This is a genomic window from Streptomyces sp. NPDC096013, assembly GCF_044763565.1.
In the GTDB taxonomy this organism is placed as follows: Bacteria; Actinomycetota; Actinomycetes; order Streptomycetales; family Streptomycetaceae; genus Streptomyces.
The window spans coordinates 444,098-463,749 of the sequence record NZ_JBIWGK010000007.1; the positions used below are offsets into that span (position 1 = coordinate 444,098).

Genomic DNA, 19,652 nt, shown 5'->3' on the forward strand with positions numbered 1-19,652 from the left:
CGCTCCCGTCACGCCGCGCTCTTGCGCAGGACCCGGCCGACGATCAGGTTGATCAGGGCAATGAGCAGCAGGAGGACGAGCATGGCCCAGGCGACGGCCGCGGCCGGGCCCAGGTGCCCGAGCTTCCAGCCGTAGTTGAAGAGGTAGATGCTGAGCGTCTCGTACTGGTGCTCGCTGCCTCCGGTGGAGCCGAGCGTGCCGCCCTGCAACAGCAGCGGCTCACCGAACAGCTGCATGGACCCGATGGTCGAGATGACGATGGTGAACAGGATCGTCGGCCGCAGCGAGGGAATGGTCACCTTGCGGAACTGCTGCCAGCGCGTCGCCCCGTCGATCGAGGCCGCTTCGTACAGGTCCGCGGGCACGGCCTGCATGGCCGCGAGATAGATCAGCGTGTTGTAGCCGGTCCAGCGCCAGATCACGATGGCCGAGATGGCGAGCTTGGACGACCACTGGCCGTTGCCCCAGTCGGTGTTGCCGACCCCGACGAAGTGCAGCACCCAGTTGAGCAGGCCGCCGTCGGCCCGGAAGACCAGGGCGAAGACCAGGGCCGCGGTCGCCACCGAGGTGGCGTACGGGGTGAGGATCACCGTCCGCCAGAACGTGCTGGCGCGCAGCTTGTAGTTGAGGAGATGGGCCAGGCCCAGGGCCATCAGGAGCTGCGGGACGGTCGAGATGACGCCGATCACGAAGGTGTTGGTGACGGCCGTCCAGAACTCGGAGTCCTGGAGGATCTTGGCGAAGTTGTCCCAGCCGACCCACTCGGACTGGTTCAGGCTCGTCATCTCCACCCGGTGCATGGCTATCCAGCCCGTGTACAGCATCGGGTAGAGACCGAAGGCACCGAAGATGAGGAAGAAGGGGGCGATGTACGCGTACGGCGACGCCTTGTCGTCGAGGCGCCACAGACGGGTACGCCACACGCTGGGTTCTTTCGGCACGGCGCCGACGCCGCCGGGTGGCGGGGTCGGGGCGCCCCGGGTGGGGGTTGTGGTTGCCACGGAGGGGGTCCTTCCCTGGATCTCGGCCGGGTACGGGCAGGGGGCTGGCGCGGGGCCGGGCACCCGGCCCGGGACACGTCGTCGGCGGGTCGCCGGTCCGGCGGACACGGTGCGGCGGTGTCCGGTGAGTGTGCGCCGAACACCGCGGAAGAGACCGGCACTTGACGACCGGGGCCGCTGCGGGCGACCCCGCGCCTACGGCGGGAGCCGCCGGGCGGCCCCACGCACGCAGCGCGGTGCGGGCGGCCGCCGGGCCGCCCGCACCGCGGTCTGTGTCAGCCGATCACCTTGTCGATCGAGTCGGTCGCGGCCTTCCACGCCTTGTCGGGCTTGGTGCCCCGCTGCTCCATGTTGTTGATCTGCGTGGAGATCGTGTCCTTGATCGTGCCGTCCTTCGCGCCGAGCACGGCCTCGGGGATGGCCTTCGCCTCGTCGGCGTAGATCTGGCCGATGGGGGCGTTGTTGAAGTACGGCAGCGTCGCGTTCTTCACGCTGGCGAGGTCGTAGGCGCCCTTGTTGGACGGGAAGACACCGATCGCCTTGAAGACGGCGGCCTGCTGCGCCGGAGCGGTCAGCCACTTGACCAGGTCGGTGGCCGCCTTGACGTTCTTGCCGCTCTTGGGCACGGCCAGGAAGGAACCGCCCCAGTTGCCCGCGCTGGTGCCGGGCGCACGGGCGATGTCCCACTTGCCCTTGTAGGCGTCACCGGAGTTGATGGAGATCTGGCCGGCCATCCAGGCGGGGCACGCCACGGTGGCGACGGTGCCCTTGCGCAGCGCCGCCGTCCAGGCGTCGGTGAACTGGGGCAGACCCTCGGTCAGCTTCTTCGAGGCGGCTTCCGCGGCCAGGTTCCAGCCCTGCTGCACGGCCGGGCTGTTCTTGTAGACCGCCTTGCCGGAAGCGTCGTAGTACTGCTGCGCGGAGGAGCTGACGACCGCGTTGTACATGGCGCTGGCGGAGTCCATGAAGTAGGTGCCCTTGGGCGCCTTCGCCTTGAACTTCTCGCCGAGCTTGAGGTAGTCCTCCCAGCCGCCCGCGACGGCCTTGGCGACGGCCTCGCGGTCCGTGGGCAGGCCCGCCGCCTTGAAGAGGTCCGAGCGGTAGCACAGGGACATCGGGCCGATGTCGGTGCCGGCGCCGATGACCGAACCGTCCGACGCGGTGGCCTGCTTCTCCTTCCAGGAGACCCAGTCGCTCACGTTGATGGACTTGCTGAGGTCGGCGAACTTGGCCGCCTGGGTGTCGACGACCTCCTTGATGCGGCCGACCTCGATGCCGGTGACGTCCCCGAGGCCGCTACCCGTGTTCAGCTGCTGAAGGAGCTTCGGGTAGTAGTCCTGCTCGTTGGCGGTGGTGTTCTCCTTGACCGTGATGTTCGGGTGCAGCTTGTGGTACTGGGCGAACAGGCCGGCTTCCTTGTAGCCGAACTGCCCGAAGTCGGCCACCGTGAGAGTGATGTTCCCGTTCGAGTCCTTGGCGTCCGAGGAGCTGTCGCTGCTGCAGCCGGTCAGCAACAGAGCCGAGGCTGTCAGGACCGTCGTGGCTAGGGCCGCTGCTCTGCGGCCTTGGCCGCCGCCGGTACGGGTGATGCGCATTCCACTACTCCTTGTTCCAGTGGGGAACGGGGTCTCAGGAATCGGACCGCCGAGGCTCGACGATCCGGACCTGCCCTCTCGTTTCGAGCAGCGGCCAGCCCACAGCACTGGACGTGCGGTGAAAAGGTGCTGGTCAACGGTGTGCCATGCGAGATAGAGGGACGGGCCGTTGGTGGTTTCGTCCACACGGGAGGAGGCCCCCGAGGTTCCGTGGGACCGCTCCCACGCGGCATGCCGGAAGACTCCTTCGTGCCGGGCCGGGTGTCAAGACTTGAAAACGGGCTTGTTGCGCAAGCGTGTTCCGTACGTCACGTGAATGTGTCGCTCCACCAGGCGTCACCGGCCGGACACGAACCCGTCGCGCACAGGATTCACGCAGGTGATCCAAGGAGTGGCCGCGCGGGTACGGCGCCGGAACCGCCCGGCCGGGCCGCCGCCAGAATTTCTGGGCAAGAATGAGGCAAGTCCCCACTGATCGCCGGAAGGTGAACGATGAGCCCTGCCGAGCAGCCGCCCCGGCGCGCGGACGTCCGGCGCCCGACGCTCAACGCCGTGGCCGCGCTCGCCGGCGTCGGCCGCGGCACGGTCTCCCGGGTCATCAACGGCTCCCCCAAGGTGAGCGACCACGCCCGCGCGGCGGTGGAGCGGGCGATCGACGAACTCGGCTACGTCCCGAACCCGGCCGCCCGTTCGCTGGCGACCCGCCGTACCGACTCGGTCGCCGTGGTCGTCGCCGAGGGGGAGGACCGGCTCTTCTCCGAGCCCTACTTCTCGGGGATCATCCGCGGTGTGTCGGCCCAACTCGCCAGCGCGCAGATGCAGTTGCTGCTGGTCCTGACGCCGGACGAGAAGGAGTACGCGCGGCTGGCCGGCTACCTGTCCGCCCACCGCGTGGACGGCGTGCTGATCCTCTCGGTCCACAGCGGCGACACGCTGCCCGACCAACTGCACGAACTCGCCGTGCCGACCGTGCTCGCCGGCCGGCGCGGCCACGGGGAGCCGCTGGGGCACGTCCGCGCCGACAACAACGGCGGTGCCAGGATCGCCGTCGAGCACCTGCTCGCCACCGGCCGCCGGACCGTCGCCACCATCACCGGGCCCCTGGACATGGACGCCGCCCAGGCCCGGCTCGACGGCTACCGCGAGGCGCTGGAGGGCGTGGGCATCACCGTCGACGAGGACCTGATCGCCTACGGCGACTTCCGCGAGGAGGGCGGGCGCGCGGCCATGCGGGAGCTGCTGCGCAGACGGCCCGGCCTCGACGCCGTCTTCGCCGCGTCCGACGTGATGGCGTCGGGAGCGGTGCTGGAGCTACGCGCGTCAGGGCGGCGGGTGCCGGACGACGTCGCCGTCGTCGGCTTCGACGACTCGATCGTGGCCCGGCACATCGACCCCCCGCTGACCAGCGTCCGCCAGCCCCTGGAGGAGATGGGCCGCACCATGGCGAGCATCCTCCTGGACGAGATAGCCCACCGCGGCGACGGCCACCGCCAAGTGGTCCTGCCGACACGGCTGGTGGTACGGGAGTCGGCCTGAGGGGGCACGCGGGTCGCTAGCGTGGCGGGGGGCGAGTGGAAGACACCGGGACGCGAGTGGAAGAGCTCGAAGGTGCGAGCCCCTTTACCCATGGGAGCGCTCCCATGCATAATGGGCCCACTCGACCCCATGGGAGCGGTTCCATGCCCGACCTGACGACCGCGGCCTTTCCCCCTGCCTTCCTCTGGGGGGCCGCGACCTCCGCCTACCAGATCGAGGGGGCGGTGCGGGAGGGTGGCCGTACGCCCTCGATCTGGGACACGTTCAGTCATACGCCGGGCCGTACGGCCGGTGGTGAGCACGGTGACATCGCCGTCGACCACTACCACCGGTACCGCGACGACGTGGCGATGATGGCGGACCTGGGTCTGACGGCGTACCGCTTCTCGGTCTCCTGGCCTCGGGTGCAGCCGACCGGCCGGGGCCCCGCGGTCCAGGTGGGCCTGGACTTCTACCGCCGCCTGGTCGACGAGCTGCTCGCGCACGGCATCAAGCCCGCGCTGACCCTCTACCACTGGGATCTGCCGCAGGAGCTGGAGGACGCGGGCGGCTGGCCGGCGCGGGACACGGCGTACCGCTTCGCCGAGTACGCTCAGATCGTGGGCGACGCGCTGGGCGACCGCGTGGAGCAGTGGATCACGCTCAACGAGCCCTGGTGCAGCGCGTTCCTGGGCTACGGCTCGGGGGTGCACGCGCCGGGCCGTACGGACCCGGCGGCCTCCCTGAAGGCCGCGCATCACCTCAACCTGGCGCACGGGCTGGCGACTTCGGCGCTGCGCACCGCGATACCGGCCGGCAGCTCGATCGCGGTGAGCCTCAACTCCTCGGTGGTCAGGCCCGCTTCGCTCTCCCCGGAGGACATGGCGGCGGCCCGGAAGATCGACGACCTGGCCAACGGGGTATTCCACGGGCCGATGCTGCACGGGTCGTATCCCAAGTCGCTGATCGACGCGACCCGGTCGGTCACGGACTGGTCGTACGTCCGGGACGGCGACCTGACGCTCATTCACCAACCTTTGGACGCCCTGGGGTTGAACTACTACACCCCCACCCTGGTGGAGGCGACGGAGGCAGCCCCGACGGGCAGCCCGCGCGCCGACGGCCACGGTCTGAGCTCGTTCTCCCCCTGGCCGGGCGCGGACGACGTGGCGTTCCTCCAGACCCCCGGCGAGCGCACGGAGATGGGCTGGACGATCGACCCGACCGGCCTCTACGACCTGATCCACCGGTACACGCGGGAGGCACCGGGACTGCCGCTGTACGTCACGGAGAACGGCGCGGCCTACGACGACAAGCCCGACCCGGAGGGCAACGTCCACGACCCGGAGCGGATCGCCTACCTGCACGGCCATCTGTCGGCGGTGCGGCGCGCGATCGCGGACGGCGCGGACGTACGGGGCTACTACCTGTGGTCCCTGATGGACAACTTCGAGTGGGCGTACGGGTACGAGAAGCGGTTCGGCGCGGTGTACGTCGACTACGCGACGCTCGCCCGTACGCCCAAGTCGAGCGCCCGGTGGTACGGCGAGGCGGCCCGCACGGGCACGCTCCCCTCGGCGGAGGACGCCTGACCCACGGGGAAACCGGGGGACGGGGGCGGGGCGCGGCATGCCATGGGGGGCGTGCCGCGCCCCGGTGTGTGGTGTGCGGGGTGCCTCGGCGGGGTGCGGATCGGGCGGGTTCGGGGGCTTCGGCGGGCCCGGGGCCGTTCTGAGCCACGCGCCGCCCGGGACGGACACTCAATTGACCTGCCGGGTAAGCCCGTTGGGCGGATCGGAGATCTCCGATCCGCCCAACTCCCCTGCCCTACACGCTTACTGGAACGCCGCGAACGCCTTGGTGAACGCGCCGGCGCCCTGGACGATCGAGCTGCACGTCGCGTCCGCCGCGGGCTTCGCGCCACCGGCGCACTGCTTGTCGCGGGTCGCGGACCACATCGAAAGGCCGCCCAGGCCCTTGGACTTGGCGAAGTCGACCAGCTGGGTCGCGTCGTCGACCTTGAAGATCTCGGACGCGACGTCGTTGACACCGATCATCGGGGTGACCGCCACGGCCTTCCAGGCGGCGCTGTCGGACAGGCCCAGCACGCTCTTGACCTGGGCCTGGGTCGCCGTCGCCGCCTGGGTGGCGTAGGTGCCCATGTCGCCGCTGTACGCGGGGCCGTAGTCCATCGCCATGATGTTGACCGTGCTGATCTTCACGCCGTTGGCCTTGGCGTTGGTGAGCAGGTTCACGCCGTCCTGGGTGAGGCCCTCGGGCATGACCGGGAGCGTGTAGGAGACGTCCAGGTCCGGGTGCTGCTGCTGGAGCTTGGCTATCGCCTGGGCGCGGATGGTGTTCGCCGCCGTGTTGGGCAGCGCGCCGCCCTCGATGTCGAAGTCGGCCTTGGTGAGGCCGTACGCGTCCACGACCTTGCCGTACGCCGTCGCCAGCGCGCTCGCCGAACCGCAGGTCGTCGCCAGCTCGGAGCCGGACGCGCCGCCGAAGGAGACGCGCACATCACCGCCCTTGGCGCGCAGCGCGCCGATCTGGGAGGCCACGCCGTCGCTCGCGAGGTCCGTCACGCCGCCCCACTTCGGGGTGCAGCCGCCGCCGTCGGTGATGAAGGCGAGGTTGTAGGTCTTCACGCCGGTCGCGGTGACGTTGGCGAGCAGGTCGAACGCCGGGTAGAGGGAGGTGTCGACGTACGGGGCGAAGCCCGCGCCCGCGGCCGTGCCGGTGCCGCTGCTCTGGGTCGGGGAGGCGGTGGGCGCGGTGGGCGTGGGGGTGGGGGTGGGGGTCGGCTTGGCCGTGGGGGTGGGGGTGGCGGTGGGCGTAGGCGTCTGGGTCGGGCGGCCGCTCGGCTCGGGCGTCGCGGTGCTGTCCGTCGAGCACTTGGCGTTGTCGATGAGACAGCCGGTCGGCTGGGCGGTGCCGCTGACCACGAAACCGACGGTGACGGACTCGCCGGCCGCGAGACCGTCGGTGTCCCACTTCGGCGGCTTCACGGTGACGTGCTGCCCGCTCACGCTCGACTCGGCGTCCCACAGCGAGCTGAGCGTCGCGCCGGACGGCAGGTCGAACTCCAGCGTCCAGTCCTTCTCTCTGGCACCGGTCGTGTTGGTGACGACGTACTGCGCGGTGTACCCCGTGGACCATTCGCTGGTCCTGGTGTACGCCGCGCCGACGCTCGCCGCCTGGGCGCTGCCGGTCAGCAGGATCGCGCCGCCACCGACCACCGCGGCGGCGACCACTCCGCCGATCACCTTGTTCCTCTTGCTGATCCTGCGCCGGTGCGTGCTCATCGCGTGCCTGCTTTCGCCGTACGGGGGTGGGGTGCGGCAGCACGCTAGCGGTCCGGAATCAGGCAAAGCGCCTGTTCCGGGCGGAGGTTGGCGATCTTAGGGTGCGCTTAAGGAAGGGATCGGGAACGGTTAAAGGTAGAGACCAATCGGCCGCGCCGACGCCGTCGTACGGCTCCTCGATGGCCGTTGCGCTCCGGCTCGCGTCCGTCCAGCTGAATCCAGATCCGCACCTCCGTGCCGCCGAGCACCGAGGAGCCGATCCGGACGTCCCCGCCGGTCGCCTCCGCGAGCCGGCGCACGATGTCCAGCCCGAGCCCGGTCGACCCCGCGCTGCCGGAACCGCGTCCGCGCGCCATCGCCGCCTCGGGGTCCCGAATCCCGGAGCCCGCGTCCGAGACGAGCACGATCACCGCGTCCTCGCTGTTGTGCACGTCGACCGCGAAGGCCGTGCCCTCGGGGGTGTGCCGGAACACATTGCCCAGCAGGGCGTCCAGGGCCGCGACCAGGTCGGCGCGGGCCACGGGTATCCGCACCGGCCGCTCCACTCCGGCCACCCGCACCTTGCGGCCCTCGTCCTCGGCGAGCGCGGACCAGAACCGCATCCGCTCGCGCACCACCTCGGCCGCGTCGCACCCGGCACCGGGCCCGGCCGCCGCGGTCTGCGGCTTGGCCTCGCGCGCGGTCCGGATGATCGTGTCGACCTCCTTCTCCAGCTGCGCGACGGCCATCCGCGTCTGCTCGGCCGCAGGCCCCTCCCCGAGCGAGGCCGCGTTGAGCCGCAGCACGGTCAGGGGTGTGCGCAGCCGGTGCGACAGGTCGGCCGCCAACTCCCGCTCATTGGCCAGCAGTTGTACGACCTGGTCGGCCATGGAGTTGAACGCCGCCGCCGCCAGCCGCAGTTCGGTCGGCCCCTCCTCGGGCACCCGCGCCCCCAGCTTCCCCTCCCCCAGTTGGTGCGCGCCCTCGACCAGGCGCTGCGCGGGCTGCACCATCCGTACGCCGAGCCGGTCGGCGACCGCGACGGATCCGACGATCAGCGCGATGCCGACGCCCGCGAGCACCGCCCAGGCCGTGCCCACGCCATTGCTGACCTCGGACTCCGGGACGTAGACCTCGACGACGGATATCTCGCCGGAGCTGAGCGCGACCGGCTGGAGCAGGACGGAGCCGCCGGGCACCTCGGTGGTGGAGGCGCGGCCCAGCTTCCGTACGGTCGCGATGTCCTTGTCGGCGGCGCGCCGACGGCCGATGTCGACGGCGGCCTTCCCGTCCCCGGCCGGTATGTGGACGGCCATCCCGGAGTCGGCGCCCGCGGAGGCGACGACCTTGTCCAGCTGGTCGCGGTCGGTGGTGATGGACAGCGCGGGGGCGACGGCGGCGGCCTCCCGCTCGGCGTTCGAGAAGGCGCGGTCGCGGGCCATCTCCTTGATGACCAGGCCGAGCGGCACGGCGAAGGCGACGACGACCATCGCCGCGATCGCCAGACAGACTCTGACCAGCGCCCACCTCATCGCAGCGGCTCCGCTCCCGGTGGCTCCAGCTTCACGCCGACCCCGCGCAGGGTGTGCAGATAGCGCGGCCGGGCCGCCGTCTCCCCCAACTTCCGGCGCAGCCACGACAGATGGACGTCGATGGTCTGGTCGTCGCCGTAGGACTGCTGCCAGACCTCGGCGAGGAGTTCCTTGCGCGGGACGACCACGCCGGGGCGGCCGGCGAGGAAGGCGAGGAGGTCGAACTCGCGGCGGGTGAGGTCGAGTCGGACGCCGTCCAGCTCGGCCTGGCGGCGCAGCGGGTCCACGGCCAGGCCGCCGACCCGGATCACCGAGGACGGCGGTGCCTCGCCGGTGCCGGCCCGGGAGCGCCGCAGGACCGCGGACATGCGGGCGGAGAGGTGCTCGACCGAGAAGGGCTTGGTGAGGTAGTCGTCCGCGCCCGCGTTGAGCAACCGGACGATCTCGGTCTCGTCGTCCCGCGCGGTGGCGATGATCACAGGGACGTCGGTGATCCCGCGCAGCATCTTCAGCGCCTCGGACCCGTCCAGATCGGGCAGTCCGAGGTCGAGGATGACCACGTCGAAACGGAAATGGGCGACCTCGCGCAGCGCCTCAAGTGCCGTCCCGACACTGCGCACCGTGTGCGCCGCATCGGTCAGATGCCGGATGAGGGCCGAGCGTACGAACTGGTCGTCCTCGACCACGAGCACACTTGCCATGCGCCGCACCGTACGCCATGCGGGCGACCCGTATCCGGGCCTGTGGACAACTCCCGCCTGTGGACAACCGGTGGGACATCGACGGGACACCCGTGGCTCGCGTGAGGCAGTATGGCGGCGATGCGCAGAGGACTCGCCAACGGACTCGTCCACGTGCTGGCTTGGTCACTGGCCACCGGCGCGGCCGTCACGCTGTCCTGGTGGGGCGTCCACACGGTCATGACCGGCACGGCCTACGACCCGCCGCGCGCCCTGCCCATCACGGCGGTCGGCGCGACCGCGCAGGAGGCGACGCCACCGGCCTCGGCGACCCCGCGCCCCGAGTCGTCCCCGAGCCCGTCGAGCACCCCGGCCCCGACACCGACCCGCAGCCCGAGCGCGGCCCCGACGAAGACGGCGGCCACGAGCCCGCCCCCGGCCGCGTCCCCCTCCGGCCAGGTCAGGAGCTACGACACGGACGGCGGGCGGGTGGTGCTCGATCTCGCCCCGGACTACGTGACGCTGGTGTCGGCGACGCCGGGTACGGGCTGGGCGATGCAGGTGTGGAAGACGGACTCGTGGCTCCGGGTGGAGTTCACCAAGGGCACGGACAAGGTGTCGGTGATCTGCACGTGGCACGACGGGGCACCGCGGGTGGACGTCGGCAACTACTAGCCCGGATCGGCGCGTTGCGGTTGCGTGCTAGCGGAACACGGACGGGGGCGGTGCCGGTGAGGCGACCGCCGCGGCGTCCGTCACCGGGACCGCCCCGCCGGTGAAGTCGGTGAGTTCCCGGCCGTGTTCGAGCCGCCCCGGGTGCGGGTCGGAGGCGGCCCGCCGGGTCAACTCGGCGATGGGCAGCGGGAGTTCGGAGGCGACGAGCACGGCGTTGCCGAACCGCTTGCCGCGCAGCACGGTCGGATCGGCGATCAGCGCGCGTTCCGCGAACCGGGCGGCCACGGTGGCGATCTGGCCCCGGAGATGCGTGAGCGGGGGCCCGTCGGCGAGGTTCGCGGCGTAGATCCCGCCGGGCTTGAGCGCGCGGCGCACCTCGTCGAGGAACTCGGTGGACGTCAGATGGGCGGGCGTCCGGGCTCCGCTGAAGACATCGGCCACGACGAGGTCGGCCCACCCGTCGGGCACCTTCGCGAGCCCCGCGCGGGCGTCGGTGGACCGCACCCTGATCCGGGCGTTCGGGTCCAACGGCAGCTCCCGCCGGACCAGTTGGACGAGCGCCGCGTCGAACTCGACGACCTGCTGGGTGGAACGGGGGCGGGTCGCGGCGACATACCGGGCGAGCGTGAGGGCTCCGCCGCCGAGGTGCACGGCGTGGATCGGCTTCCCGGCGGGCGCGGCGAGATCGATGACGTGGCCGAGCCGGCGCTGGTACTCGAAGGACAGATGGGCGGGGTCGTCGAGATCGACGTACGACTGCGGCGCCCCGTCGATCAGCAGCGTCCAAGCACGCGCGCGTTCCCGATCGGGTATCAGCTCGGCGAGCCCACCGTCGACGGGTTCGACGACGGCCTCGGCGGCGCCGGCACCACCGCGCCGGCTGTTCCTGGACTTTCCCATTGGCCCATTATCGACGGGCGGGGGTGGTCCGGCGCGGCATCCCCGCCCCGAAGGGCTCGGGGGTGTGCCGATGTGCGGCTCCGCCGCGTGGGCGCGACCGGCCCTCACCGGCCGCCGATCGGCCACGGCCTCACCGGCGGAGCTACCGGCAGCCGTCCGCCGCCTCGATCAGCCTCGCCGCCTCGCCCAGCGCCGCCCGCAACACCTCCGGGTCGGTCGCCAGATCGGCGTCGCCCGGCGGGAGGAGCCAGTCGGAGCCCTCGACGGGGGGCTCGGGGTCGGGGGCGAGCCGCAGACCGCGGCCGTTGGTCTCCGTACAGGTGCTGCCCGGCAGATCCCACGCCGCCGCCGTGCCCGGCGGGACCAGGAAGCCGAGGGTGTCGTCGCCGTTGTCGTGCAGAACGGGTCCGACCCCGTCGCACGCACCGCGCCGCAGGATGTCCACCGCCTCCAGGCCCTGCCGCGTCGGCACCGTCACCAGATCGCAGGCCGAGTCCGCCAACGGTGGCGCACCGCACTCCGCGCTCGGCATTCGAGGATCGACGCTCTGCCGTGTCTCCATCCCGGTCTCCACCACGGAACCCCTCCTTGGACGAGCGGGTCGGGAGTCGGGTGGCTCCCGGTCCATGGAGTTCAACGCGTCAAGGCGTCAACGGCTACGGCACAAGTCCGCCGCAAAGGATGGCAGTTCATGGCAGATCGTGGATGAGATATCCGGTTTGTAGCCAAACCCTGCGTGGCGGACCATGCACAGCAGGTACGTTCTTGCCCGCTGGAAACAGGGCGTCACTCAACAAGTCACCCTGAATCCGGCATGGTTCGACGGTTCGCACGAGAGGACCCGGCCATGGCGTCGTCAATGGTGACCCCGCCCTCGTTCCCCCAACCACCGAAACCCAATCTCGCTTTCCGGCGGCTGCGCGGACAGCGCTCACCGGCGGAGTTCGCCGCGGCCGTCCGCCGGTCCGCGCGGGAGATCGGCGAGCGGGTCAGCTGCGACGCGCGCTACGTCGGCCGGGTCGAGGCCGGTGAGATCCGTTGCCCCAACTACGCGTACGAACGGGTGTTCCTGCACATGTTCCCCGGCCGCACGCTCGCGGACCTCGGCTTCGCACCCCGCTCGTCCGTACGCGGACGCGGGGCGCGCACCGCCGAGGACACGCCCCCCACGCACCTCACGAGCCCGGCCCCCTGCACGACTGACGCGGCCGGGGCGGGTGAGACGCGGAGGGTGTACGAGCCGTATGACACGCAGGACCCGTACGAAGCGCACGAGAACCACGAGAACCACGAGGAGAGCGACGTGCTGCGTCGCGCATTCATGAGGGGCGGCACCGTCACGGTGGCCGCCGGCACGCTGGGCCCGCTGGGGCTCGCCCTCGACGCCGGGGCAGCGGAACGTTCCGTCCGCCGCCCCGGTACGAGCGAGGCGGGCGCCCTGGAAGAGGCCGTCCGCAGAATCCGGCTGCTCGACGACCGGCACGGCGCCGACGGCCTCTACCGGCGCGCGGCGGCCCCGCTGCGCGCCGCGTACGCCCTGCTCGACGCGGGCACCACCCGGCAGTCCGTCGCCGAGAGACTGCACTCAGGAGCCGGTGAACTCGCCATCTCCGTGGGCTGGCTGGCTCACGACTCCGGCCGCTTCGACGACGCCCGCTCGCACTACGCGGAAGCCCTCGCCACGGCCCGGATGACCGGAGACGCCGGCCTTGAGGCACACGCCTTCTGCAATACGGCGTTCCTCGCGCGCGACGCCGGCCGGCCGCGCGAGGCGGTGCGCGCCGCGCAGGCCGCGCAGCGGGTCGGACGGCCACTGGGGTCCGCCCGCCTGATGTCGCTGCTCGCGCTGCGCGAGGCGGGCGGGTGGGCGGGGCTCGCCGATCGCACCGGGTGCGAGCAGGCGTTGGCCCGGGCTCAGGCGCTCTTCGCGCGGGGGCACTCGGACGCGGACCCCGAGTGGATGAGCTTCTACGGAGAGGCCGAACTGGAGGGGCTGGAGGCGCAGTGCTGGTCCACCCTGGGCGACTGGCCCCGGGCCGCGCGGCATGCCCGGCGGGCGGCACATCTTCAGGACCCGCACTTCACCCGGAACATCGCCCTGTACACGGCCGAGCTGGCGGACGATCTCGCTCGGGGCGGGCGTCCCGATGAGGCGGCGACCGCGGGGATGCGGGTGCTTGATCTTCTGGATCTGGTGCAGTCGTCGCGGATTCAGACAATGTTGGCGGGGACCGCGCGGGTGCTGTTGCCCCACAAGAGGGCGTCGGGGGTGTCGACCTTCCTGGAGAGGCACTCGAATGTGCCTCGAACCGCGGCCTAGCCGCTCCGGAGGACGCCTAGGGAACCAGATGGCCCACGTCGTTCCAGCTCTCGACGGCCGGGTCTCCGTAGGCCCAGCCCAGCACGGACAGGGACGTCGGGTTGAGGCGTATCCGGGCCGCGAAGTCGATCGGCAGGCCGAGCCAGCGGGCGCCGATCGAGCGGAGGATGTGGCCGTGGGCGAAGACCAGGACGTCGCGGTCCTCCGCTCGCGCCCAGGTGACGACCTCGTCCGCGCGGGCGGTGACCTCGGCGAGGGTCTCCCCCTCAGGGACGCCGTCACGCCAGATCAGCCAGTCCGGGCGCACGGAACGTATCTCCTCCGGGGTCATGCCCTCGTAGGCGCCGTAGTCCCACTCCATGAGGGTGTCCCACTCGGTGGCGCGGTCGCCGAAGCCGGCGAGTTCGCAGGTCTCACGCGCGCGTGCCAGCGGGCTGGTGCGGACCTCCACCCCGGGGAGGCCGTCAAGAGGCGGGCGGTGCAGCCGCTCGCCGAGCACCTTGGCGCCGCGTCGGCCCTCTTCGAGGAGCGGGACGTCGGTCCTGCCGGTGTGCTTCCCGGACAGTGACCATTCGGTCTGTCCGTGCCGGGCCAACAGGATGCGCGGTGCCATGAGGGACCTTTCCGGGAGCCAAGGAGAAATGCGGAGGCGGCTCCTTCCATCATCGCTCACCCTCGAGAACGGCAACCCAAGGGGCGATCTCTGCGTCTTTGAGGTCCGGGGCGCCCGAAACCGGGCGCGCGCATACGCCGTAAAGTGTCCCGCCCGGGCTGTCGGGAAACCGGACCATGGGCAGCACACCAGTAGTACAGAAGGGGGAGGGCGATCGGATGCCGCAGACCGAGACACCAGGCATCGAGGCGGACCGGCGAAGCCGGCTGCGCTGGTGGACCGAGCTGCCTCTGATCCTCATGGTGTACGCCTCCTACTCGGCGGGCCGCCTGCTGGCCAGGGGCGACACGGCGAGCGCCGTCGACCACGGCCTGGCGATCCTGCGCATCGAGAAGTTCCTGCACATCAACGCCGAGCACCCGCTGAACCGTCTGTTCACACGCGAGGCCTGGCTCGGGATACCCGCCGACTTCTGGTACGCGTCACTGCACTACCTGGTGACCCCGGCGATCCTGATATGGCTGTTCCGGTCGCGCGCGCAGGTCTACCGCGCGGCCCGCACCTGGCTGATGACGTCCACGTTCATAGGCCTGATCGGCTTCACCCTCCTCCCGACCTGCCCGCCCCGCCTCCTCTCCCCCGGCTACGGCTTCGTCGACACCATGGCCCAGTACAGCTCGCACGGCTGGTGGGGCGGCGACGCGAGCGCACCCCGCGGCCTGGGCGGCATGACGAACCAGTACGCGGCGATGCCGAGCCTGCACTGCGGCTGGGCCCTGTGGTGCGGTGTGATGCTCTGGCGCTACGGCGGGAACCGGCTGACCAAGGCCGTCGGGTTCGCCTATCCGCTGCTGACGGCGATCGTGGTCATGGGCACCGCGAACCACTACCTCCTCGACGCGGTCGCGGGTGTGGTCGTGATGGGGCTCGGGTTCCTGCTGGCGCCGCAGGTGATGAAGGCCGCGGACCGGATCAGGACGCGGTTCGAGGGACGCGGCTCGCTCGTCGCGGCCCGCTCTCGTGACGCCGCCCCGAGCGCTTCCCGTGACGCCTCTCTCGGCTCAGAGACCTCAATTGTCAGTGGCGGATGCCAGACTTCCCCGGGTGAGCGAATTCCACGGCAGCGCGAGTCACAGCTCGGTACCGGAGCCGAGCCGGGTGCCTCCCCCACGGACGCGGGGGACGGCGCTCCGGCACCGGCTCGCTGAGCTGCGCGGCCCCGACGTCCCTGCCAAGGCGCTGGACGCGCGCGCCCTCGCGGCCCTGGCCGCGAACCCGGGCTGCAAGCGCCGCGCGATCCTGGACGGCGCGGGGGTGAACAAGGCGGTGCTGGCCGACGCGCTCGGCTCGCCGTCGGCCTTCGGACAGTCCCAGTTCGCCTTCATGCGGGGCAACGCGTTCGAGGCCCGGGTGAAGGCGGACGGCGGCGCTGAGCTGCTGCGGCTGGTGCACGAGAAGCTGGACCCGGGCGCCGAGCCGCCGACCCGCGCGCGGGTGCCCGAGCTGGCCGCGATCGGCCCCGAGGGGCGCGCGGCGCGTACGGCGCTCGCGCTGCGCGAGGCCTCCGAGGCCGCGGCCTGGACCCTGCTCGACCATCCGATGCTCGCCCTGGACGTGGCGGGTTCGCCCGCGTTCCTGGAGCCGGACGCGGTGGTCGTGCACCCGGACGGCAGTTGGACGGTCGTGGAGATCAAGTCCTTCCCGATGCTGGACGGTTCGGCCGACCCGGCGAAGGTCGGCGCGGCGGCCCGCCAGTCCGCGGTGTACGTGCTGGCGCTGGAGGAGGTCGCGGCCCGGCTGGAGCCCGCGCCCCGGGTCCGGCACCGCGTCCTCCTGGTCTGCCCGAAGGACTTCTCGAACCTGCCGACCGCCTCCGCCGTCGACGTCCGGAGGCAACGCGCGGTCACCGGCCGCCAGTTGGCCCGCCTCACCCGCATCGAGGACATCGCCGACACCCTCCCCGAGGGCATCTGCTTCGCCCCCGACCGCCCGCCGGCCGAGCTGACGGCCGCCGTCGAGTCGGTCCCCGCGGCCTACGCCCCCGAGTGCCTGGCCGCCTGCGAGCTGGCCTTCCACTGCCGCGACCGCTCCCGCACCTCGGGCGCGGTCACCACCCTCGGCCGCTCCCTGCGCGCCGAGCTGGGCGACCTGACGACGGTCGACGAGGTCCTGTCGGCGGCCCGCGGCGAGTCCGGCGACCCGGACGACCCTGCGGTGGCGGCGCTGCGGAGGGCGGCGGCCCTGCGCGCCGAGGCGCTGCGGGACGCGGCCGAGCGACGAGGAGAGGTGCCGGGGAGCGCCCCCGAGCTGCGGCTTGTCGAGCCCCTGGAGAGCGTGACGGGCGGTGGCGCGCGATGACCGCGATCCCGTACGGCCCGCACCCCCGCACCCCGTTCCCGGTCGCCCACCCCGAGGGGACCCCGTGTCGCTGATCTCGACTCTCGCCCGCCTGGAGGCCGTTGACAGCGGCCGGGCCCAGCCCACCGCCACCGTCCTGCACCGGCACCTCTCCGCGCGCCCTCTCGTCCTCGTGCCGCTCACCACCGCCGGTGAGGCCGGGGCACCCCTCGGCGCGCTCGTCGGCACGGACCGGGACGCGCCGCGGCTGCTCGTCGTACCGCAGCCGCGTGACCGGGACCTCAGGTTCGCGTTCCTGGCCGAACTCGCGGACGTGGTCCTGCCGTACATCGACACGTTCGCGGACGACGTGGAGGCCGCCGAGCGCAACGAGACCGATCCAGAGACCGGCAAGCGGGTCAAGGTCGAGGTCGAACTGTGCGCGGACGCACCTCAGTTGATCGTGCCGAGCCGCGCGGGCGTCGAGCTGGTGCGGCTGCTGGGGCGCTCGATGCGCTTCCGCAGGACCGCCGAGCAGGACCCGGAGACCCCGCATCCCGCGCCGCCGCGCGTGCCGTTGCTGGGGCGTTGGCTGACGCACTTCGGGGAGCGGGCCCGGGTCCCCGGTTCCGCGCTGCTGCTCGCGCTCACCGAGGTGCTCGGCCGGCACTGGGCCACCGGCCAATCCAGCCTGGAGGACCAGCACTTGGGCGCCCTCCTCGCCTGGATCGCCCCGCCGGAGGGCATCTCCGGTGCCGAGGCCGCGCTCGACGCGGAGCTACGGCGGGACGCCCAGGGCCAGTTGGTGTGCCCGCCGGCCGGCCCGGCCACGGACCCGGCGTTCGACAACAAGCTGCTCGCCCCGGCCATCGAGCGCTACGACCGCGCCCGTACCGCACTCGCCGCCGCCGAGGACGGCCTGGAGGCGGACGACCGGCTCGGTGAACTCACCGCCGCCGAGCGGGAGATCAGGTCCCTCGTCGAGAGCCGGACCCGTCCCACCTGGGACGCGGTGTGGCATGGCATCGACCTGCTGCGGACGCTCCCGGAGGGCGCGCACACCGTCGACCGGTGGACCCGGGACCGCTGGTCGTTCACCGGCCACCGGGACCGGATCATCGCCGGCGAGCCCCCGCAGCCGCGCCGTGACGACGCGGTCACCGCGGCCAACAAACTGGCCACGCGCGAGCGCGAACAGGCCCGTCTGGAAGCCCAGGAGGCCCTGGACGACCCGCTGGTGATGGCCGGGCGGCGGCTCGCCGGAGAGGCGTTCGCGGGCGAGGTCACGGATGTCGTCATGGCGTACAGCGAGGGCAAGAGCCCCCGTCCGCGCCCGCTGGTGACCGTGCGCACGGACGACCGGCCGCACCTCGGGGAGCGGGCGAAGGTGTTCCGGTCGCTGGGCGGGAAGCCGCAGTCGGCGGAGTTCGTCGGGCACGAGGAGGACGGCGCCGTGGTGGTGCTGCGGGTCGTCGACAAGATGGGGCGCGGCAAGGAGCCGGAGGCCGGTTCGCTGCCGGAGAAGGGCGACCGGATCTGCTTCACGCTCTTCGAGCACGAGCAGCGCGGCGGCGCGAAACTGCCGGACCCGGAGGAGACACCGTGGACGCACGGGGGCCCGCCGGGCGAGGAGAGCGCCGTCCAGGAGTCCGCCGACCCGGTGACCGAGGAGGACGTCCTGTGACGACCGTGTTCGACCCCGGTGCCGAGGCCGGCCGCGCCACCGACGCGATCCTCCACGACACCCTGCACGGCACGGCACGCGGAGTCGTCGTCGATTCCCCGCCGGGCGCGGGCAAGTCCACCCTCGTCGTCCGCGCGGCTCTCGAACTGGCCGACGCGGGGCGCCCGTTGATGGTGGTCGCGCAGACCAACGCCCAGGTCGACGACCTGGTCGTCCGGCTCGCCGAGAAGAACGGCGAGCTGCCCGTCGGCCGCCTGCACAGCAGTGACGCCGACCCGTACGACAAGGCGCTGGACGACCTGCCGAACGTACGGAAGTCGGCGAAGGCGGGCGAGCTGACCGGGCTGCCGGTCGTCATCTCGACGGCCGCGAAGTGGGCGCACGTCACGGTGGACGAGCCGTGGCGGCACGCGATCGTCGACGAGGCGTACCAGATGCGTTCGGACGCGCTGCTGGCCGTGGCCGGGCTGTTCGAGCGGGCGCTGTTCGTGGGCGACCCGGGGCAGTTGGACCCGTTCGCGATCGTCGGCGCGGAGCAGTGGGCGGGCCTGTCCTACGACCCCTCGGCCTCGGCGGTGACGACACTGCTCGCGCACAACCCCGAACTGCCGCAGCACCGGCTGCCGGTGTCCTGGCGGCTCCCGGCGTCGGCGGCACCCCTCGTGTCGGACGCGTTCTACCCGTACACCCGCTTCCGCAGCGGCACGGGCCCCGGCGACCGGCGGCTCGCCTTCGGTGTCCCGTCGGACGGTTCGGGTCCCGACCGGGTCATCGACGAGGCGGCCGAGTCGGGTTGGGGCCTGCTGGAACTCCCCGCCCGCCACACCCCCCGCACGGACCCGGAGGCGGTACGGGCGGTGGCGACGGTCGTCAGACGTCTCCTGGACCGGGGCGGCGCGGCCACGTCGGAGCGGTCACCGGACCCCATCCCCCTGACCGCCGACCGCATCGCGGTGGGCACCGCGCACCGGGACCAGGCGGCGGCGCTCCGCGCGGCGCTGGCGGAACTGGGCGTCACGGACGTGACCGTGGACACCGCGAACCGGCTCCAGGGCCGGGAGTTCGACGTCACGGTCGTCCTCCACCCGCTCTCCGGCCGCCCCGACGCCACCGCCTTCCACCTGGAGACGGGCCGCCTCTGCGTCCTCGCCTCCCGCCACCGCCACGCCTGCATCGTCATCTGCCGAGCAGGCGTGACCGACCTCCTGGACGACCACCCGTCGACGGAGCCGGTCCAACTGGGAGTGACAGTGAAGTTCCCGGACGGCTGGGAAGCGAACCACGCGGTGCTCGCACATCTGTCGGAACACCGGGTGGTGTGGAGACCCTGACCGGCGAGCGCTACGGCGGTCCCGGCCTCCGGCTGCGGCAACCGCCCGACGACCGACCCACGGCCACCTCCCCCTCCGCCGGACGGAGTCCGGCACGCCGCCGGAGACGGCCAAAGAAAACAGCCCCGGACGGCTGGGAATCGAACCACGCGGTGCTCGCACATCTGTCGGAACACCAGGTGGTG

Annotated in this window: 16 protein-coding genes; 8 read left to right on the forward strand and 8 right to left on the reverse strand. The window is 72.1% G+C overall.

The window, feature by feature from the left end:
• Window positions 1–8: 8 nt before the first annotated feature.
• Together ACIRB1_RS25520 and ACIRB1_RS25525 are read right to left on the reverse strand one after the other, a co-directional pair.
• Complete coding sequence (locus tag ACIRB1_RS25520) at window positions 9–1,001, reverse strand: sugar ABC transporter permease (protein WP_352184404.1); 993 nt, start codon at window positions 999–1,001, stop codon at window positions 9–11.
• Between the two features lie 275 nt (window positions 1,002–1,276).
• Complete coding sequence (locus ACIRB1_RS25525) at window positions 1,277–2,596, reverse strand: extracellular solute-binding protein (protein WP_352184403.1); 1,320 nt, start codon at window positions 2,594–2,596, stop codon at window positions 1,277–1,279.
• Between the two features lie 492 nt (window positions 2,597–3,088).
• Here ACIRB1_RS25525 and ACIRB1_RS25530 point away from each other — a divergent pair, with 492 nt between their 5' ends.
• Window positions 3,089–4,132, forward strand: a complete 1,044-nt coding sequence (locus ACIRB1_RS25530) for a LacI family DNA-binding transcriptional regulator (RefSeq protein WP_403467094.1) — start codon at window positions 3,089–3,091, stop codon at window positions 4,130–4,132.
• A gap of 143 nt (window positions 4,133–4,275) precedes the next feature.
• On the forward strand, window positions 4,276–5,703 hold the full coding sequence (locus ACIRB1_RS25535; RefSeq protein WP_403467095.1) for a GH1 family beta-glucosidase: 1,428 nt from the start codon (window positions 4,276–4,278) through the stop codon (window positions 5,701–5,703).
• Between the two features lie 243 nt (window positions 5,704–5,946).
• On the opposite strand, the gene ACIRB1_RS25540 is transcribed toward ACIRB1_RS25535, so the two are convergent.
• The 3 genes from ACIRB1_RS25540 to ACIRB1_RS25550 all read right to left on the reverse strand — a co-directional run bounded on the left by ACIRB1_RS25540 (window position 5,947) and on the right by ACIRB1_RS25550 (window position 9,628).
• Entirely contained in the window at window positions 5,947–7,416 is a 1,470-nt protein-coding gene (locus ACIRB1_RS25540) for a cellulose binding domain-containing protein (protein ID WP_403467096.1), read from the reverse strand.
• 107 nt (window positions 7,417–7,523) lie between these two features.
• A complete protein-coding gene (locus ACIRB1_RS25545; protein ID WP_403467097.1) occupies window positions 7,524–8,927 on the reverse strand; it encodes a sensor histidine kinase in 1,404 nt (467 codons plus the stop codon).
• Window positions 8,924–9,628 (reverse strand): response regulator transcription factor, encoded by a 705-nt coding sequence (locus ACIRB1_RS25550; RefSeq protein ID WP_352184398.1) that lies wholly within the window; start codon window positions 9,626–9,628, stop codon window positions 8,924–8,926. The genes ACIRB1_RS25545 and ACIRB1_RS25550 overlap by 4 nt, the downstream gene beginning before the upstream one ends.
• A gap of 111 nt (window positions 9,629–9,739) precedes the next feature.
• Between ACIRB1_RS25550 and ACIRB1_RS25555 the strand changes: the two genes are divergently transcribed.
• Window positions 9,740–10,282 (forward strand): hypothetical protein, encoded by a 543-nt coding sequence (locus tag ACIRB1_RS25555; protein ID WP_352184397.1) that lies wholly within the window; start codon window positions 9,740–9,742, stop codon window positions 10,280–10,282.
• 27 nt (window positions 10,283–10,309) lie between these two features.
• On the opposite strand, the gene ACIRB1_RS25560 is transcribed toward ACIRB1_RS25555, so the two are convergent.
• Window positions 10,310–11,182: a spermidine synthase gene (locus ACIRB1_RS25560; RefSeq protein ID WP_403467098.1), complete on the reverse strand. Its 873-nt coding sequence runs from the start codon at window positions 11,180–11,182 to the stop codon at window positions 10,310–10,312.
• 142 nt (window positions 11,183–11,324) lie between these two features.
• Window positions 11,325–11,759: a hypothetical protein gene (locus ACIRB1_RS25565; protein WP_403467099.1), complete on the reverse strand. Its 435-nt coding sequence runs from the start codon at window positions 11,757–11,759 to the stop codon at window positions 11,325–11,327.
• A gap of 270 nt (window positions 11,760–12,029) precedes the next feature.
• Here ACIRB1_RS25565 and ACIRB1_RS25570 point away from each other — a divergent pair, with 270 nt between their 5' ends.
• Window positions 12,030–13,502, forward strand: coding sequence for a hypothetical protein (locus ACIRB1_RS25570; protein WP_403467100.1), 1,473 nt, complete (start codon window positions 12,030–12,032; stop codon window positions 13,500–13,502).
• 16 nt (window positions 13,503–13,518) lie between these two features.
• Here ACIRB1_RS25570 and ACIRB1_RS25575 read toward each other — a convergent pair whose 3' ends face one another.
• Entirely contained in the window at window positions 13,519–14,115 is a 597-nt protein-coding gene (locus tag ACIRB1_RS25575; protein ID WP_403467101.1) for a histidine phosphatase family protein, read from the reverse strand.
• Window positions 14,116–14,333: 218 nt separating this feature from the next.
• On the opposite strand from ACIRB1_RS25575, the gene ACIRB1_RS25580 reads away from it, so the two are divergent.
• The 4 genes from ACIRB1_RS25580 to ACIRB1_RS25595 all read left to right on the forward strand — a co-directional run bounded on the left by ACIRB1_RS25580 (window position 14,334) and on the right by ACIRB1_RS25595 (window position 19,467).
• A complete protein-coding gene (locus ACIRB1_RS25580; RefSeq protein ID WP_403467102.1) occupies window positions 14,334–15,323 on the forward strand; it encodes a phosphatase PAP2 family protein in 990 nt (329 codons plus the stop codon).
• A complete protein-coding gene (locus tag ACIRB1_RS25585) occupies window positions 15,274–16,473 on the forward strand; it encodes a hypothetical protein (RefSeq protein ID WP_403467159.1) in 1,200 nt (399 codons plus the stop codon). Before ACIRB1_RS25580 ends, ACIRB1_RS25585 begins: the two co-directional genes overlap by 50 nt.
• A gap of 64 nt (window positions 16,474–16,537) precedes the next feature.
• Window positions 16,538–18,136 (forward strand): hypothetical protein, encoded by a 1,599-nt coding sequence (locus ACIRB1_RS25590; protein ID WP_403467103.1) that lies wholly within the window; start codon window positions 16,538–16,540, stop codon window positions 18,134–18,136.
• Complete coding sequence (locus ACIRB1_RS25595) at window positions 18,133–19,467, forward strand: AAA domain-containing protein (RefSeq protein ID WP_403467104.1); 1,335 nt, start codon at window positions 18,133–18,135, stop codon at window positions 19,465–19,467. Before ACIRB1_RS25590 ends, ACIRB1_RS25595 begins: the two co-directional genes overlap by 4 nt.
• The last annotated feature ends 185 nt before the right edge of the window (window positions 19,468–19,652 follow it).

What these genes read in the sequence shown, in the direction of transcription:
- ACIRB1_RS25525 (WP_352184403.1), bottom strand. Translation starts at nt 2,596, where the DNA reads ATGCGCATCACCCGTACCGGCGGCGGCCAAGGCCGCAGAGCAGCGGCC.
- ACIRB1_RS25530 (WP_403467094.1), top strand. Translation starts at nt 3,089, where the DNA reads ATGAGCCCTGCCGAGCAGCCGCCCCGGCGCGCGGACGTCCGGCGCCCG.
- ACIRB1_RS25535 (WP_403467095.1), top strand. Translation starts at nt 4,276, where the DNA reads ATGCCCGACCTGACGACCGCGGCCTTTCCCCCTGCCTTCCTCTGGGGG.
- ACIRB1_RS25540 (WP_403467096.1), bottom strand. Translation starts at nt 7,416, where the DNA reads ATGAGCACGCACCGGCGCAGGATCAGCAAGAGGAACAAGGTGATCGGC.
- ACIRB1_RS25545 (WP_403467097.1), bottom strand. Translation starts at nt 8,927, where the DNA reads ATGAGGTGGGCGCTGGTCAGAGTCTGTCTGGCGATCGCGGCGATGGTC.
- ACIRB1_RS25550 (WP_352184398.1), bottom strand. Translation starts at nt 9,628, where the DNA reads ATGGCAAGTGTGCTCGTGGTCGAGGACGACCAGTTCGTACGCTCGGCC.
- ACIRB1_RS25555 (WP_352184397.1), top strand. Translation starts at nt 9,740, where the DNA reads ATGGCGGCGATGCGCAGAGGACTCGCCAACGGACTCGTCCACGTGCTG.
- ACIRB1_RS25560 (WP_403467098.1), bottom strand. Translation starts at nt 11,182, where the DNA reads ATGGGAAAGTCCAGGAACAGCCGGCGCGGTGGTGCCGGCGCCGCCGAG.
- ACIRB1_RS25570 (WP_403467100.1), top strand. Translation starts at nt 12,030, where the DNA reads ATGGCGTCGTCAATGGTGACCCCGCCCTCGTTCCCCCAACCACCGAAA.
- ACIRB1_RS25575 (WP_403467101.1), bottom strand. Translation starts at nt 14,115, where the DNA reads ATGGCACCGCGCATCCTGTTGGCCCGGCACGGACAGACCGAATGGTCA.
- ACIRB1_RS25580 (WP_403467102.1), top strand. Translation starts at nt 14,334, where the DNA reads ATGCCGCAGACCGAGACACCAGGCATCGAGGCGGACCGGCGAAGCCGG.